A 13,563-nucleotide genomic window follows, 5' to 3' on the forward strand; every position below is an offset into this window, starting at 1 on the left:
GGCGGGCCGTTGTGGGCGCCGCCCGCCGGTCCGCCGGCGGCGCCTGCCGGGATCAGCGGGCGCGCAGCGTCATGAAGACGGCCCGCAGACGGGTGCCGTCCGGGCCCGGCCAGCCGGACGCCACATGCCCGAGGGCGCCCTGCGGCGGCAGCGGCGGGGTGCCGCCGCCGGGAGTGAGGACGCGGTGGACGTGCAGCGTCAGGCCACCGGGCACCGGGAGGCGGGTGCCGTCCTCGCCGTCGGACGGTTCGGGCGTGAAGGCGTCCGCGGCGAGGGCCGCGCCGTCGTAGGAGCGGGTCACCTCGTCGTCGGGGGTGTCCGTGACACTCTGGGCCATCGCCCGCGCCCTGCCCTCGATCAGCGCCAGCGCTTCGGTGACCAGCACCGGGTCGTGGCAGCCGTCGTACACCCAGCGCGTGCCCAGCACCCCATGCTCCGCGGTGCCGATCAGCGCGTGCTCGGCGCCCTCCAGCGGCGCCCCCCGGTAGGTGAGCGGTGCCAGGTAGGCCGTGCGCTCCGGGGTCGACGTGTCGGTGACCACCATGAACTCGATGCCGACCTCGCCCTCGGGATCGTCCAGCCGGAAGCCGCCGGACTTCTCCAGCACGGGGGCGTCCGGGCCGCCGCGGTACCAGGGGCGGCCGGGCAGCCAGTCGGCGAGCAGTTCGGTTTTGCCGGGCTCGAGGGTCGTGCGGTGGATGACGGCCATGCGGGTGGTTGCCTCCCGTTGCGCGGACGCGGACCCGCCCAGCCTTCCACACCCTCCCCGCCGGACACCGCCGGACCCAACCGGGCCCGGGAACCGGGCGGTTCCCGGGGTGAGGCGCGCATGGCGGTGCGCCACGCGTCCGAACGCCACCCCCGGGGGCCCCTTGAGGGTGCCGGGCGGGCGGGGTCAGCGCCCGTGCGTCCTTTCGAAGGCGGCGAAGGCGGCCTCCTGCCGCCATTCGAGGCGGGCCTTGGCGCTGTCGGCGAGCAGGTGCCGGCACGCCGCGCCGCGCACGGGCAGGCCGGGGCGCTCGGCCCGGCACGCCGGGACCGGCCGGTAGCCCTCGGCGGTGGGGTTGCCCTGCCACAGGCCGGCGCCCGGCAGGAAGGCGTACTCCAGGGAGGCGCGGGCGAGGTCCTTCAGCTCGGGGTAGCGCAGGCCGTAGGTGGCGGCGGCGTACTGGTACTCGTGGCTGACGTCGATCCGGGACACCCCGGGGTCGTCGGTGGCGAGGACGACCGGGACGCCGTAGCGGCGGTAGGTGGCGAAGGGGTGGTCGGCTCCCTTGACGCCGAGGATCTGGGCGTTGCTGGAGAAGGGGACCTCCACGGCCACCTGACGGTCCGCCATGGTGCGGGCGGTGCGCCGCCAGTCGTCCTCGTGGACCAGGTCGACGCCGTGCCCGACCCGTTCGGTGCGGGCGACGTCCACGGCCTGACGGATGTGGGACTTCAGGTCCGCCGGCTTGACCAGCCCGGGCCACAGCTCGCCCGCGTGCAGGGTGACGTGCGCCTTCGGGTACCGGGTGCGCAGGTAGCCGACCATGCGCATGTGCAGGCCGTAGTCGCGCAGGGAGGTGGCCGAGTCCTCGGGCTGGACGAGGTTGACGGCGACGAACCGCGGGTCGGCCTCGGCCAGCCGCAGGCCGAGGGCGAGCTGGGTGAAGACCCGCTCCGGCGCACTGCCCCGGGAGGCCTGGGAGATCCAGCGGACGGTGAGGCCGCACCCGGGCCGCGCCCGCGAGGTGCCGCACCGCTCGGTGGCGCGGAACTCGGCGTCGCCGTCGTCGGCCTCCTCGCGGGCCTGGGCGACCAGCTTGTCCAGCCTGCCGCCCGCGACCAGCCTGCGGTGCAGGGCCGCGAGGTCGTCGTCCCAGCCGACCTCGGCGGCGAGCTTCTTCGCGCCGTCGGAGGCCGGGGTGACCATCGTCTCCAGGTACGACTGGTTCTCGCGGACGACGGTGTCGGCGACCTGCGCGAGCAGCTTGCCCCGGTGCCGCCAGGTGACCTCGCCGAACCTGCCGAAGGTGTCGAAGAAGTGGTCGTGCCCGCTCTCGCCGGGCGGGAAGTCCTCCATGGACCAGGCGCGTACCAGCGCCTGGTGGAAGGCGCGGTCGGTGCGCGCGTCGGCGGCGGGCCGGGTTCCGGCGCCACAGGGCGGGGTGACCGCGGTCAGCGTCGCGGTGTCGACGCACAGCCCGTCCTCGGCGGCCAGCTCGATCAGGTACTCCGTGGACACCGCGCCGGAGAGGTGGTTGTGCAGGTCTCCGCCCTTGGGGAGCTGCCGGAAGAACTCCCGCAGGGCCGCGGGCCGGTCGTGGAGGGAGCGGAGACGGGCGTCCGTGCGCGCCTCCGCGGCGGTGACCTGCCGGGGCGGCGGTGCGGCGGGCCGGTGGTCCCGCCGCGCCGGCTGGGCCGCGGCCGGCAGGGCGGACAGCAGGGACAGGACACTGAGGGTGCCGAGTACGGCCGGAACGACCCGCCGGCCCAGGGCACTTCGACGTTGCGGACTCACAGGACGCATGATCACGGAAAGATCACGGCGACACGCCCTGATCCGGCACATCCCGGGCGGAGAGCACCCGACCGGGTGACGCACCGGCACACCGCCGGGCATCCGCCGGCCGGCACCCGGCGGGGCAGGCCGGCGAGGCGGAGACGACGGCGAGGCAGGTCGCCGTCGTCCTCGGCGGTGCCGTCCGCCGCGGGCACGAAGCCGGCTTCCCCGGGCAGCCGGGCGCCGCCGGCCGGGCCGAGCGCCGACCCGGCGGGCGGCGGGCGCCGGGCGCCGGTCCGCCGGCCGTACTGGACGGTGCCGCAGCCGCCGGCGTGATCCCGGCGCGGGTGGACCGGACGCCGTTCCAGCCGTGCGGGATGCCGGAGCACCCGTCCGGGCCGCAGGTGACGGTGCCCTCGTGGAGGGCGACGACGTGGCGTGCCGGTGATGCCGGCGAAAGGGACCGCGCCGGACGAGCCGCTCGCCCGGGGCCGCGGGGAATGCGTGGCGGATGCGGGGGTATTCGCGCTCCGACTTCGTACATCGGCGACCCATTCAGGGAGGCGGATCGCATGCTCATGGCCCACCCCGCAGTACTGCAGGACCTCATCGCCCAGTACGAGGCCCTCACACTGCTCGGCGCCGAGGAGAGCACACCAGAGGCGCGGCAGCGGCTCGCGGACATCTCCTACACGCTGTGCGTGGCCACGGGCACCCGGGACGTCGACATGGCCCTCATCGCCGCCCGCCACCGCCTCTCCGGCGCCCGCCCGGAGGACGACTCGCTGCTCCAGACGTCGCTCCCGTCCGAGCCGGCGTCCGCGCTCCAGACGTCGCTCCCCTCCGAGCCGGCGTCCGCGCTCCAGACGTCGAGTACGCCTGAGCCGTCGTCCGTGCTCCCGGCGTCCGCCCCCGCGGAACAGGTGTCCGCGGTCTGAGCCGGCCCCTCCCCGGGGCACGTCGCCGCCCCTCCCCCTGAACTCGTCGCGTCCCGCTTCTGGTCGGCGGGACCTACCGGACGGTATACAGGCCCGGTCGAACGCGCGCGGGCCGCTCTTTCGGTGGTGCCGCCGCGCGCCGCACCGGGCTCAGGGGGAGGACTCATGGCGAACGGGATGCGTCCGGCGGGCGGGGGAGGCCGGCGGCGCAGCGCCGTGCTCGGAGCGGTACTGGGCGGCTGCGCCCTCGTGGCCGCCGGCACGGCACCGGCCGCGGCACACCCGGGCGGACCCGGCCGCGCGACCGCCTACGTCGCGCTCGGCGACTCCTACACCTCCGGCCCGGGCATCCCCCGTCAGGTGGACGCCGGCTGCGCGCGCTCGGACCACAACTACCCCTCGCTCGTGGCCGGTCGGCGGCAGGTGGCCGCCTTCACGGACGTGAGCTGCGGCGGGGCGACGACCGCCGAGATGTGGCAGGCGCAGGGCACCAACCCGCCCCAGCTCGACGCCCTGGACCGGCACACGGACCTGGTGACGGTGCAGATCGGCGGCAACGACGTCGGCTTCGGCTCCATCATCGCCACCTGCGCCCGCCTGGCCGCCCAGGACCCGGCGGGCAACCCCTGCGAGCGCTCCTACACGGCCTCCGGCCACGACGAGCTGGCGCTCACCATCGTGCGGACCGCGCCGAAGGTCGACCGCGTGCTGCGGGCCGTGCGCGCCCGGGCGCCGCACGCCCGGGTGCTCGTCGTCGGCTACCCGGACCTCCTGCCCGACGACGGCAGCGGCTGCTTCCCGCAAGTCCCCTTCGCGCAAGGGGACTTCGCCTATCTGCGGGACACCGGGAAACGGCTGAACCTCATGCTGCGGCTGGTGGCCGGCGTGAACCGGGCCGAGTACGTGGACACCTACGGACCCACGGTCGGCCACGACATGTGCAAGGCCCCGGCGGACCGCTGGATCGAGCCCCTGCAGCCGGCCTCCCCCGCCGCTCCGGCACACCCCAACGCCAAGGGCGAGGCCGCCATGGCCGAGGCCGTGCTGGACCGCCTGCACCGGGGACGCGGACGGGACTGAGCCGGGGACGCGGACAGCACCGGGCACGGGAGGCGGACGGTACCGGGGCGGTGGGGCGGTCCTCCGGGCCCGGGGGGCCGCCCCGCCGTCCGCTCAGCCGCCGAGCGCTCCCGCCACCACGGCCTGGGCCTCCTCCTGCACCCGGGCGAGGTGGTCGGCACCGAGGAAGGACTCGGCGTACACCTTGTAGACGTCCTCGGTGCCCGAGGGCCGGGCGGCGAACCAGGCGTTCTCCGTGCTGACCTTGATCCCGCCGATCCTGGCGCCGTTGCCGGGTGCCTCGGTGAGGACGGCGGTGACCGGCTCCCCGGCCAGCGTGTCCGCAGTGACCTGCGCCAGCGACAACTTGCCGAGCAGCGCCTTCTGTTCGCGGGTCGCGGGGGCGTCGATGCGGGCGTAGGCAGGTGCGCCGAAACGGGCCGTGAGGTCGGCGTAGTGCTCCGAGGGGGTCCTGTCGGTGACGGCTGTGATCTCCGAGGCGAGCAGGGCGAGGATGATGCCGTCCTTGTCGGTGGTCCACACCGAGCCGTCCCGGCGCAGGAAGGAGGCGCCGGCCGACTCCTCGCCGCCGAACCCGAGGTCGCCGCCGGCCAGTCCGTCCACGAACCACTTGAAGCCGACGGGCACCTCGACGAGCCGGCGGCCGAGGTCGCCGGCGACCCGGTCGATCATGGTGGAGGAGACGAGGGTCTTGCCGATGCCCGCGGCGGCCGGCCACTGGTCGCGGTGCCGGTAGAGGTAGGAGATGGCGACGGCGAGGTAGTGGTTGGGGTTCATCAGGCCCGCGTCCGGGGTGACGATGCCGTGCCGGTCGGCGTCCGCGTCATTGCCGGTGGCGATGCGGAAGCGGTCGCGCTGCTCGATGAGGGAGGCCATGGCGTACGGCGAGGAGCAGTCCATGCGGATCTGGCCGTCCCAGTCCAGCGTCATGAACCGCCAGGTGGGGTCGGTGTGCGGGTTGACCACCGTCAGGTCGATGCCGTGCTGCTCCGCGATCCGCCCCCAGTAGGCGACGGACGCCCCGCCGAGCGGGTCGGCGCCGATCCGCACGCCGGAGGCGCGGACGGCGTCCAGGTCCAGGACACTGGGCAGGTCGGTGACGTACGTGCCGAGGAAGTCGTACCGCTGGGTGGTGTCCGCGGCGAGCGCGCGGGCGTACGGCAGGCGGCGTACGTCCTTCAGGCCGCCCGTGATGATCTGGTTGGCGCGGTCCTGGATCCAGGAGGTGGCGTCGGAGGCCGCCGGGCCGCCGCTCGGCGGGTTGTACTTGAAGCCGCCGTCGGCGGGCGGGTTGTGCGACGGGGTGACGACCACTCCGTCGGCCAGGCCCGTCGTGCGGCCCCGGTTGTACGTCAGGATCGCGTGCGAGACGGCGGGCGTGGGCGTGTAGCCGTCCGCGCTGTCGATGAGGACGGTCACGTCGTTGGCGGCGAACACCTCCAGCGCGGTGGCCCTGGCCGGCTCGGACAGGGCGTGGGTGTCGGCGCCGAGGAAGAGCGGCCCGTCGGTGCCCTGGGCGGCCCGGTACTCGCAGATGGCCTGGCTGGTGGCGGCGATGTGGTCCTCGTTGAAGGCGCTCGCCAGGGACGAGCCGCGGTGGCCCGAGGTGCCGAACGCCACCCGCTGTCCCGGGTCGGCCGGGTCGGGGTGCAGCGTGTAGTACGCCGTGACCAGCCGGGCCACGTCGACAAGGTCCTCGGGACCGGCCGGCCGGCCGGCGCGCTCGTGCGCCATGAGTCGGTTCCTCCTCGATGGGGTCGTTCGCTCACCGCCCATCTTTCCTGCCAGGGGCGTGCCATGCGAGTGCGCCCCTGACAGGTGCGACACACCCAGCCGGTACGGCACGGCGCGGCAGGCCGCCGGACCGCGCTCCCGCGCCGGAACCCGTGCCCGCCGGCCTGCCCGCGATCCTGACGGAGATCAGCCGATGTGGTAGCTGTCGCCGTAGACCTTCCAGTCGAGCGGGGTGTTCAGGTCGAGGTTGCCCTTGCGCAGGAAGACCCGCTGCGCGGTGTCCACGCGGCTGGTGTCGCTGTGGGCCTCCTCCTGCTTCATGGCCCACACCCGGGCGTCCAGGAAGGCGTTCAGGTACGCCGTCTCGTCGCCGCCCTGGGCCGGCGGCTTGGCGCTGCGCAGGGCGCGCTTGCGGATGTTGCGGAAGCTGGTCGGGTCGTCGCCGTCGCCGTGCATGACGATGGCGTCGTAGTAGATGAACTGGCCGAGCGCGCGCAGCCCGTCGGTCTTGCCCTGGGCGACGGCGGGGTTGAAGTAGACGCGGTCGCGTTCGTCGTTCTGGGCCTGCTGGAAGGCGGTGTCCTGCGCGGCCTTGCGCCAGTCCGCGGGGTAATTGGGGTCCAGGCCCTGGTGCGAGTCGGTGCCGTTGACCTTCCGCAGGGCGGGCAGGTACTTGGCCAGGACGTTGCCGGGCTTGCGGTCGGCGTAGAGCTGGACCAGGTCGAGCATGTCGCCGGTCCCGGAACAGAAGCCGATGATGCCGGCCGTGTAGCCGCGCCCGTCGCCGATGTCCTCGATGTACTTGTACTGGGCCTTCCAGTCGAGCGAGGAGTTCTCCGCGCTCGACACCAGCTTCATGGCGATCTCCTTCTTCGCCGGGTCGTCCAGCCCGGGCGCCGCGGCCGAGGCCGTGCCGGCGCGGGAGACTCCGAGCAGGGCGCCGGAGGCGACGGCGCCGAGGGCGGCGACGACGGTCCGGCGGGAGAGACGGGTGGGGCCGGCGGGGCTCGCGGGGGCTGCCGCTTCGCGGTCTGCGTACACCACAGGGACTCCAAGGGGGAGTGGGGGGTGGGAGGTTGGTCCGTACCGGTACTGGTAGGAAAGTTTCCTATCAAACGCGGTGCGGGCCGGTAACCCGGCAGACGAGAAGTTCGTAGGATCGGACAAGCACCCGGGCGCGGCCCGCGGCTCAGCCGTGCCGCGCCTTCCCCCGCTCCCGCGTGAGGGCGTACAACTCCCGGGAGGCGGCGATGAGTTCGCGCCTCTCCTCCCGTGAACCGACCATCGGCTGCGAGCCCTTGAGCGGAACCTGGGCACTCTCGGGCAGGAACCGGACGGTGAGCAGGCCGATCGCCCCGGCCAGCATCAGGTAGTAGGCGGGCATGAGGTCGTCGCCGGTGATGTCGACCAGCGCGGCGGTGACCAGCGGGGTGGTGCCGCCGAACGCGGCGACGGCGATGTTGAAGCCGATGCCCATGGCCGCGTAGCGGACGGCGGTCGGGAACAGGGCGGGCAGGGTGGCCGCGCTGGGGGCGGCGAAGCAGGCCAGCAGCGTGGCCAGGAGCAGCACCCCGAGGACCGGCGGCCAGGTGCCGTGCGCCTTGATGAGCAGGAAGGCGGGGACGGCGAGCACGATCATCGCGGCCGCGGCGACGGCGTAGAGCGGGCGCCGGCCGACCCGGTCGCTGAGCCGCCCGAGGAAGGTGATCAGCACGACGATCCACACCATCCCGACGAGCACCAGGACGTCCGCGGAACCGCTGGAGCGGTGCAGGGTCTCGGTCTGGTAGGCGGGCAGATAGCCGGTGACCATGTAGTTCGTGACGTTGTAGAGCAGCACCAGGCCCACGCAGACGAGCAGGGCCCGCCAGTGGTTGCCGATGATGTCCTTGAACTCGCTGCCCGCCGACTCCTGCGCCAGCGTCTTCTCGTGTTCGTCCAGTTGCTGCTGGAAGGCCGGGGACTCCTCCAGCTTCAGCCGCATGTAGAGGCCGATCACGCCGAGCGGCCCGGCGATCAGGAACGGCACGCGCCAGCCCCAGGAGAGCATCTGTTCGTCCGTCAGGGCCAGGTTGAGCAGGGTGACCAGGGCCGAGCCGAGGGCGTAGCCGGTGAAGGTGCCGAAGTCCAGCCAGCTGGAGAGGAAGCCGCGCCGGCGGTCCGGGGAGTACTCGGCGACGAAGGTGGTGGCTCCGCCGTACTCGCCGCCGGTCGAGAAGCCCTGGACCATGCGGGCCAGCAGCAGCAGCGCGGGCGCGGCGACGCCGATGGTGGCGTAGCCGGGGATCAGGCCGATGGCGAAGGTGCCGGCCGCCATCATGATCATGGTGGTGGCGAGCACCTTCTGCCGCCCGATCCGGTCGCCGAGCGGCCCGAAGACGAGCCCGCCGAGGGGCCGTACGACGAAGGCGGCGGCGAAGGTCGCGAACGAGGAGATGACCTGGGCGGCCGGGGAGGCGCCGGGGAAGAACACCTTGCCGATGGTGGCGGCGAGGTAGCTGTAGACACCGAAGTCGAACCACTCCATGCAGTTGCCGAGCGCGGAGGCGCCGACGGCACGCCGGAGCAGCGGGCGCTCGACGACCTGGACGTCGTCCGCGCGGAAGGCCCCCCGGTTGCGGCGGAGCCTGTGGGTCAGCTCCTCGCGTACCTGGCGCGGCAGCCGCGCCACCGCCCCGGTCCCCCGACGCCTGTCCCGGACCTCCGGTTCCCCACCGGTCCGCGCACCGTTCATGAGCGCCTCCTTGCTCCCGCTCCGTTGATCACCGCCTGCCCCAGTGGCCGATTCAGAAACGGAACCGCTCAATCCCATCCGGGACGGCGGTTGGACTTGCCGGGCGCCACGGAGCAGGGTGGAGGGCCCGCGCGCCCATGCGGGGCACCCCCTACGGCACCACCCGGAGAAGACCCGATGACGTACGTCGCGGACCCCGCTCGCTATGACGGCACCATGCGCTACCGGCGCACCGGCCGTTCCGGACTGGACCTGCCGGTCCTGTCCCTCGGCTACTGGCACAACTTCGGCGACGACCGCCCCTTCGAGACCCAGCGCGAGATCGCGCTGCGCGCCTTCGACCTGGGGATCACCCACCACGACCTCGCCAACAACTACGGCCCGCCGTACGGCGCGGCGGAGCTGAACTTCGGACGGCTGCTGCGCACGGACCTGGCGCCGTACCGGGACGAGCTGGTGATCTCCACCAAGGCCGGCTGGGACATGTGGCCCGGCCCCTACGGGCAGGGCGGCGGCTCCCGGAAGTACCTGCTGGCCTCGCTGGACCAGTCGCTGTCCAGGACGGGCCTGGACTACGTCGACATCTTCTACTCCCACCGGCTGGACGCGAGCACGCCGCTGGAGGAGACCATGGGCGCGCTCGACACGGCCGTCCGCCAGGGCAAGGCCCTGTACGTAGGCATCTCCTCCTACGACGCCGAACGCACCCGGCAGGCGGCGGCGATCCTGCGCGAGCTCGGCACCCCGCTGCTGATCCACCAGCCGTCGTACAGCATGCTCAACCGCTGGATCGAGACCGACGGCCTGCTCGACGCGGCCGGCGAGGAGGGCTTCGGGGTCATCGGTTTCACGGCGCTCGCCCAGGGCCTGCTCACCGGCCGCTACCTGGACGGCGTTCCGGCGGACTCCCGGGCCGCGCGGGGCACGTCTCTGGACGCCTCCTGGCTGACGGACGACCTGCGGGACCGGCTGCGCGCCCTGAACGACATCGCGGCCCGGCGCGGGCAGACCCTGGCCCAGCTGGCGCTGGCCTGGGCACTGCGGGACGAGCGGGTGACCTCGCTCGTCATCGGCGCCTCGCGGGTGGAACAGCTGGAGCAGAACGTCGCCGCGCTGGAGAACCTCTCCTTCAGCGACGAGGAGCTGGCCGAGATCGACCGGTACGCGACCGAGGGCGGCGTGGACCTGTGGCGCGACGCCCGGCTGGGGAACCTCGACTGAGGCGCCCGGGGCGGCTCCCGGGCGCGCCCGTACATCGGGCGGGGGCACTGGATGACATCACGGTGGCACTCCATGACATTTTTCACTGACATGGAGGAATAAATAGGACATAATGGACGTCGCTACCCGCAGCACCTCGTCTTCCCAATCCACCGCCCCCGCGCACCACGCCCCGCGACCGCAAGGAGCCGCTCCCGTATGGCGCACGGAGCCCACCGCACCCCGTCCCTGCCTCCGCACCCCGACCTGACCCTCGCCCGCGACTGCGAGCAGTGCCTCGGGTGGGGAACCGTCGTCACCCGCGACGGGGACCACGAACTGTGCCACTCGTGCCAGCCCGACCCCTTGGGCGACCAGGGGACGGCGGCCTCCGGAACCTGACGCTCCGCCCCCGCCCGCTTCGGGCCCCTCCCCCGGACGATCACGCTCCGGGGTAGGGTTCGGCTAAAAGTTTCACCAAGAAACATTCAAGCCGGACAGGGGGCACCATGAGCGCCGCACGCACCAGCAGGACACCGTTGCCGGGTATAGGGGTCCGGTACGACCTGACGACACGCGAACACCGGCACGTGTCGGTGGTGGCCCACCGGGACGGTTCGCGCACCCTCAGTGCCTACCAGCGTGACGATCCGGACGCCTGCGCCCTGTCGGTCCACCTCACGGGCCAGGAGGCGGAAGCGCTGGTCGACGCCCTGAAGCCGACCCACCACAGCCCCACGCTGCTGTCCACCACCGAGCTGGGCCTGGTGGCCGAGCGGATCGAGCTGTCCGGGACCTCGCACTGGAACGGCCGGCTGCTCGGCGAGACCCGGATGCGCACCGACACCGGCGTGTCGATCGTGGCCGTCCTGCGCCGCGCCGAGGCGATACCCTCCCCCGGCCCCGGCTTCCGGCTGGCCGGCGGGGACACGCTGATCGTCATCGGCACCCGCGAGGGTGTCGACGCCGCCGCCGCGATACTCGGGCGGGAGTGATCCGGATGCACTCCTCCGCGGTCTTCCTCATCGAGTTCGGCGCCATCATCCTGGGCCTCGGGCTGCTGGGCCGGCTCGCCGCCCGCCTCCGGTTCTCGCCCATCCCGCTGTACCTGCTGGCCGGACTCGCCTTCGGCGAGGGCGGTCTGCTGCCGCTCGGCACCAGCGAGGAGTTCGTCGCGATCGGCGCCGAGATCGGCGTGGTCCTGCTGCTGCTCATGCTGGGCCTCGAATACACGGCCGGCGATCTGGTCTCCAACCTGAAGACCCAGTACCCGGCCGGGATCGTCGACGCCACCCTCAACGCGCTGCCCGGCGCCGCCATGGCCCTGCTGCTGGGCTGGGGCCCGATCGCCGCCGTCGTCCTGGCCGGCATCACCTGGATCTCCTCCTCCGGCGTCATCGCCAAGGTTCTCGGCGACCTCGGCCGGATCGGCAACCGGGAGACACCGGTGATCCTCAGCATCCTGGTGCTGGAGGACCTGTCCATGGCGGTCTACCTGCCCGTCGTGACGGCCCTGCTGGCCGGGACCGGTTTCGCGGCCGGCAGCGTCACGCTGGCCATCGCGCTCGGCGTCGCGGGCCTGGTGCTGCTCGTCGCGGTCCGCTACGGGCGGCACATCTCCCGGTTCGTCTCCACCGACGACCCCGAGAAGCTGCTCCTGGTGGTGCTCGGGCTGACGCTGGTGGTGGCCGGTGTCGCCCAGCAGCTCCAGGTCTCGGCGGCGGTCGGCGCGTTCCTCGTGGGCATCGCCCTGTCCGGGGAGGTCGCCGAGGGCGCCCACCACCTCCTCGCCCCGCTGCGGGACCTGTTCGCGGCGGTGTTCTTCGTCTTCTTCGGACTGCACACCGATCCGGCGAGCATTCCGCCGGTGCTGCTGCCCGCACTCGCCCTGGCGATCGTCACCACCCTCACGAAGATCGCCACCGGTTACTGGGCGGCCCGCCGCGCGGGCATCTCGGCCCGCGGCCGGTGGCGGGCCGGCGGCACCCTGGTCGCCCGCGGCGAGTTCTCCATCGTCATCGCGGGACTCGCCGTCACCTCCGGCATCGACTCCGACCTCGGCCCGCTGGCCACCGCCTACGTGCTGCTCCTGGTCGTGCTCGGCCCCCTCACCGCCCGCTACACCGAACCGCTCGCCCGGCGCCTGACCGGCCGCCGGCACCGGCCCGCGGCACCGGAGACCGAAGCCGGCCCGGACACCGCCGCGCGGGACCGCCACGACCAGCACGACCAGGAAGCCTCCGTCAGCCGGCCCTGATCACCACACGGCCGCACCGACGTACCGTTGAGGGATGTCGCCTCCGCTTCCGGGTCCGCTGGCCCACCTGGAGCCGCTGCTCGGCCACTACGGCTACTGGGCCGTGGGAGCAGTGGTCTTCGTCGAGGACTTCGGCGTGCCCGCCCCGGGTGAGACCATCCTGCTCGCGGCCGGCGTGTACGCGGGCACCGGGCGGCTCAACGTGGTGGCCGTGGCGGTCATCGCGTTCGTCGCGGCCGTCGCCGGGGACAACCTCGGCTATCTGATCGGCCGGGTCGGCGGGCGGGCCTTCGTGCACCGCTGGGGCAGGTACGTCTTCCTGACGCCCAAGCGGTTCGAGGCCGCCGAGGCGTTCTTCACCCGGCACGGCGGCAAGATCGTGACGGTGGCCCGATTCGTCGAGGGCCTGCGCCAGGCCAACGGCGTCATCGCCGGCACGACCGGCATGCACTGGCGCCGCTTCCTCGCGTCCAACGCCCTCGGCGCGGCCCTGTGGGTCGGTCTGTGGACGACCCTGGCCTACCTCGCGGGCAGCCACATCACCGCGATCTACGACGAGATCCGGCGCTACCAGCTGTACGTCCTCCTCGCCGTCGCCGTCCTGCTCGCGGCGTTCGTCCTGCGGCACGTCGTACGGCGGCGCCGCGAGACCTGATCCGGACAGTGGTTTGGACGACGGCACAGCGGCAATTCGGATGGCGACCGAAGACCACGTCGATGTGGGGATGTGACACGTGATGGCCGGCAACCAGAAGGCGAAGGCCAAGGCGGAGCAGGCGAAGGGCAAGGCCAAGGAGGCCGCGGGCCGCGCCGTCGGCAACGAGAGCGTCGAGGCCGAGGGCCGTGCGACGGGCGCCAAGGGCGACGCCCGGCAGGCCAAGGAGAAGATCAAGGACGTCTTCAAGCACTGACAAGGACCGGCAAGAGCGGTCCCGGCGGCACGACGGGCCCGGAGGTCCCGCGCGAGCGGGCCTCCGGGCCCGTCGCGCTGCGCGCCCGCGCCGCCCCCCCCATCAGGCGTTCGTGAGCATCCGGAGGATTCCCAGGGGACCTCCCCTTGACCGGCGGCCCAGTGGGTAACCGGGCAGGGACGGCACGACGACCCCCCTGTGCACAGGAAGGGCCCCTGACCCCA

General features: G+C 73.2%; 13 protein-coding genes. 8 read left to right on the forward strand and 5 right to left on the reverse strand.

The window, feature by feature from the left end:
* Positions 1 to 52: 52 nt before the first annotated feature.
* Together LG395_RS20380 and LG395_RS20385 are read right to left on the reverse strand one after the other, a co-directional pair.
* Complete coding sequence (locus LG395_RS20380) at positions 53 to 709, reverse strand: maltokinase N-terminal cap-like domain-containing protein (protein WP_225810751.1); 657 nt, start codon at positions 707 to 709, stop codon at positions 53 to 55.
* A gap of 186 nt (positions 710 to 895) precedes the next feature.
* On the reverse strand, positions 896 to 2,512 hold the full coding sequence (locus LG395_RS20385; RefSeq protein ID WP_225810752.1) for an adenosine deaminase family protein: 1,617 nt from the start codon (positions 2,510 to 2,512) through the stop codon (positions 896 to 898).
* Between the two features lie 545 nt (positions 2,513 to 3,057).
* Here LG395_RS20385 and LG395_RS20390 point away from each other — a divergent pair.
* Both LG395_RS20390 and LG395_RS20395 read left to right on the forward strand, forming a co-directional pair.
* Positions 3,058 to 3,423, forward strand: a complete 366-nt coding sequence (locus LG395_RS20390; protein WP_225810753.1) for a DUF5133 domain-containing protein — start codon at positions 3,058 to 3,060, stop codon at positions 3,421 to 3,423.
* Between the two features lie 165 nt (positions 3,424 to 3,588).
* Positions 3,589 to 4,503 (forward strand): SGNH/GDSL hydrolase family protein, encoded by a 915-nt coding sequence (locus tag LG395_RS20395; protein ID WP_225810754.1) that lies wholly within the window; start codon positions 3,589 to 3,591, stop codon positions 4,501 to 4,503.
* Positions 4,504 to 4,596: 93 nt separating this feature from the next.
* On the opposite strand, the gene pgm is transcribed toward LG395_RS20395, so the two are convergent.
* From pgm to LG395_RS20410, 3 genes are all read right to left on the reverse strand, one after another.
* Positions 4,597 to 6,237 carry a phosphoglucomutase (alpha-D-glucose-1,6-bisphosphate-dependent) gene (gene pgm, locus LG395_RS20400; protein ID WP_225810755.1) on the reverse strand — a complete coding sequence of 547 codons (1,641 nt, stop codon included), beginning with the start codon at positions 6,235 to 6,237 and terminating at the stop codon, positions 4,597 to 4,599.
* A gap of 186 nt (positions 6,238 to 6,423) precedes the next feature.
* Positions 6,424 to 7,281, reverse strand: coding sequence for a chitosanase (locus tag LG395_RS20405; RefSeq protein WP_225810756.1), 858 nt, complete (start codon positions 7,279 to 7,281; stop codon positions 6,424 to 6,426).
* 145 nt (positions 7,282 to 7,426) lie between these two features.
* Positions 7,427 to 8,971 carry an MFS transporter gene (locus LG395_RS20410; protein ID WP_225810757.1) on the reverse strand — a complete coding sequence of 515 codons (1,545 nt, stop codon included), beginning with the start codon at positions 8,969 to 8,971 and terminating at the stop codon, positions 7,427 to 7,429.
* A gap of 177 nt (positions 8,972 to 9,148) precedes the next feature.
* Between LG395_RS20410 and mgrA the strand changes: the two genes are divergently transcribed.
* The 6 genes from mgrA (at position 9,149) to LG395_RS20440 (ending at position 13,339) form a co-directional block, all read left to right on the forward strand.
* Positions 9,149 to 10,192 (forward strand): L-glyceraldehyde 3-phosphate reductase, encoded by a 1,044-nt coding sequence (gene mgrA / locus LG395_RS20415; RefSeq protein ID WP_171159098.1) that lies wholly within the window; start codon positions 9,149 to 9,151, stop codon positions 10,190 to 10,192.
* A 198-nt stretch (positions 10,193 to 10,390) separates the two neighbouring features.
* Entirely contained in the window at positions 10,391 to 10,573 is a 183-nt protein-coding gene (locus LG395_RS20420; protein ID WP_225810758.1) for a hypothetical protein, read from the forward strand.
* Between the two features lie 107 nt (positions 10,574 to 10,680).
* Positions 10,681 to 11,166 carry a cation:proton antiporter regulatory subunit gene (locus LG395_RS20425; protein WP_171159096.1) on the forward strand — a complete coding sequence of 162 codons (486 nt, stop codon included), beginning with the start codon at positions 10,681 to 10,683 and terminating at the stop codon, positions 11,164 to 11,166.
* Positions 11,167 to 11,171: 5 nt separating this feature from the next.
* Positions 11,172 to 12,428 carry a cation:proton antiporter gene (locus tag LG395_RS20430; RefSeq protein ID WP_171159095.1) on the forward strand — a complete coding sequence of 419 codons (1,257 nt, stop codon included), beginning with the start codon at positions 11,172 to 11,174 and terminating at the stop codon, positions 12,426 to 12,428.
* 34 nt (positions 12,429 to 12,462) lie between these two features.
* Entirely contained in the window at positions 12,463 to 13,083 is a 621-nt protein-coding gene (locus LG395_RS20435; RefSeq protein WP_225810759.1) for a DedA family protein, read from the forward strand.
* An 82-nt stretch (positions 13,084 to 13,165) separates the two neighbouring features.
* A complete protein-coding gene (locus tag LG395_RS20440) occupies positions 13,166 to 13,339 on the forward strand; it encodes a CsbD family protein (protein ID WP_171159093.1) in 174 nt (57 codons plus the stop codon).
* The last annotated feature ends 224 nt before the right edge of the window (positions 13,340 to 13,563 follow it).

Origin of the sequence: Streptomyces spinosus, from assembly GCF_020400655.1 — a bacterium.
Classification (GTDB): Bacteria; Actinomycetota; Actinomycetes; order Streptomycetales; family Streptomycetaceae; genus Streptomyces; species Streptomyces argyrophylli.

Bases quoted from the DNA above. Each gene is read 5' to 3' on its own strand.
- LG395_RS20425 (WP_171159096.1), top strand. From the start codon at position 10,681: ATGAGCGCCGCACGCACCAGCAGGACACCGTTGCCGGGTATAGGGGTC.
- LG395_RS20410 (WP_225810757.1), bottom strand. From the start codon at position 8,971: ATGAACGGTGCGCGGACCGGTGGGGAACCGGAGGTCCGGGACAGGCGT.
- LG395_RS20385 (WP_225810752.1), bottom strand. From the start codon at position 2,512: ATGCGTCCTGTGAGTCCGCAACGTCGAAGTGCCCTGGGCCGGCGGGTC.
- pgm (WP_225810755.1), bottom strand. From the start codon at position 6,237: ATGGCGCACGAGCGCGCCGGCCGGCCGGCCGGTCCCGAGGACCTTGTC.
- LG395_RS20420 (WP_225810758.1), top strand. From the start codon at position 10,391: ATGGCGCACGGAGCCCACCGCACCCCGTCCCTGCCTCCGCACCCCGAC.
- LG395_RS20435 (WP_225810759.1), top strand. From the start codon at position 12,463: ATGTCGCCTCCGCTTCCGGGTCCGCTGGCCCACCTGGAGCCGCTGCTC.
- mgrA (WP_171159098.1), top strand. From the start codon at position 9,149: ATGACGTACGTCGCGGACCCCGCTCGCTATGACGGCACCATGCGCTAC.
- LG395_RS20390 (WP_225810753.1), top strand. From the start codon at position 3,058: ATGCTCATGGCCCACCCCGCAGTACTGCAGGACCTCATCGCCCAGTAC.
- LG395_RS20440 (WP_171159093.1), top strand. From the start codon at position 13,166: ATGGCCGGCAACCAGAAGGCGAAGGCCAAGGCGGAGCAGGCGAAGGGC.
- LG395_RS20430 (WP_171159095.1), top strand. From the start codon at position 11,172: ATGCACTCCTCCGCGGTCTTCCTCATCGAGTTCGGCGCCATCATCCTG.
- LG395_RS20395 (WP_225810754.1), top strand. From the start codon at position 3,589: ATGGCGAACGGGATGCGTCCGGCGGGCGGGGGAGGCCGGCGGCGCAGC.
- LG395_RS20380 (WP_225810751.1), bottom strand. From the start codon at position 709: ATGGCCGTCATCCACCGCACGACCCTCGAGCCCGGCAAAACCGAACTG.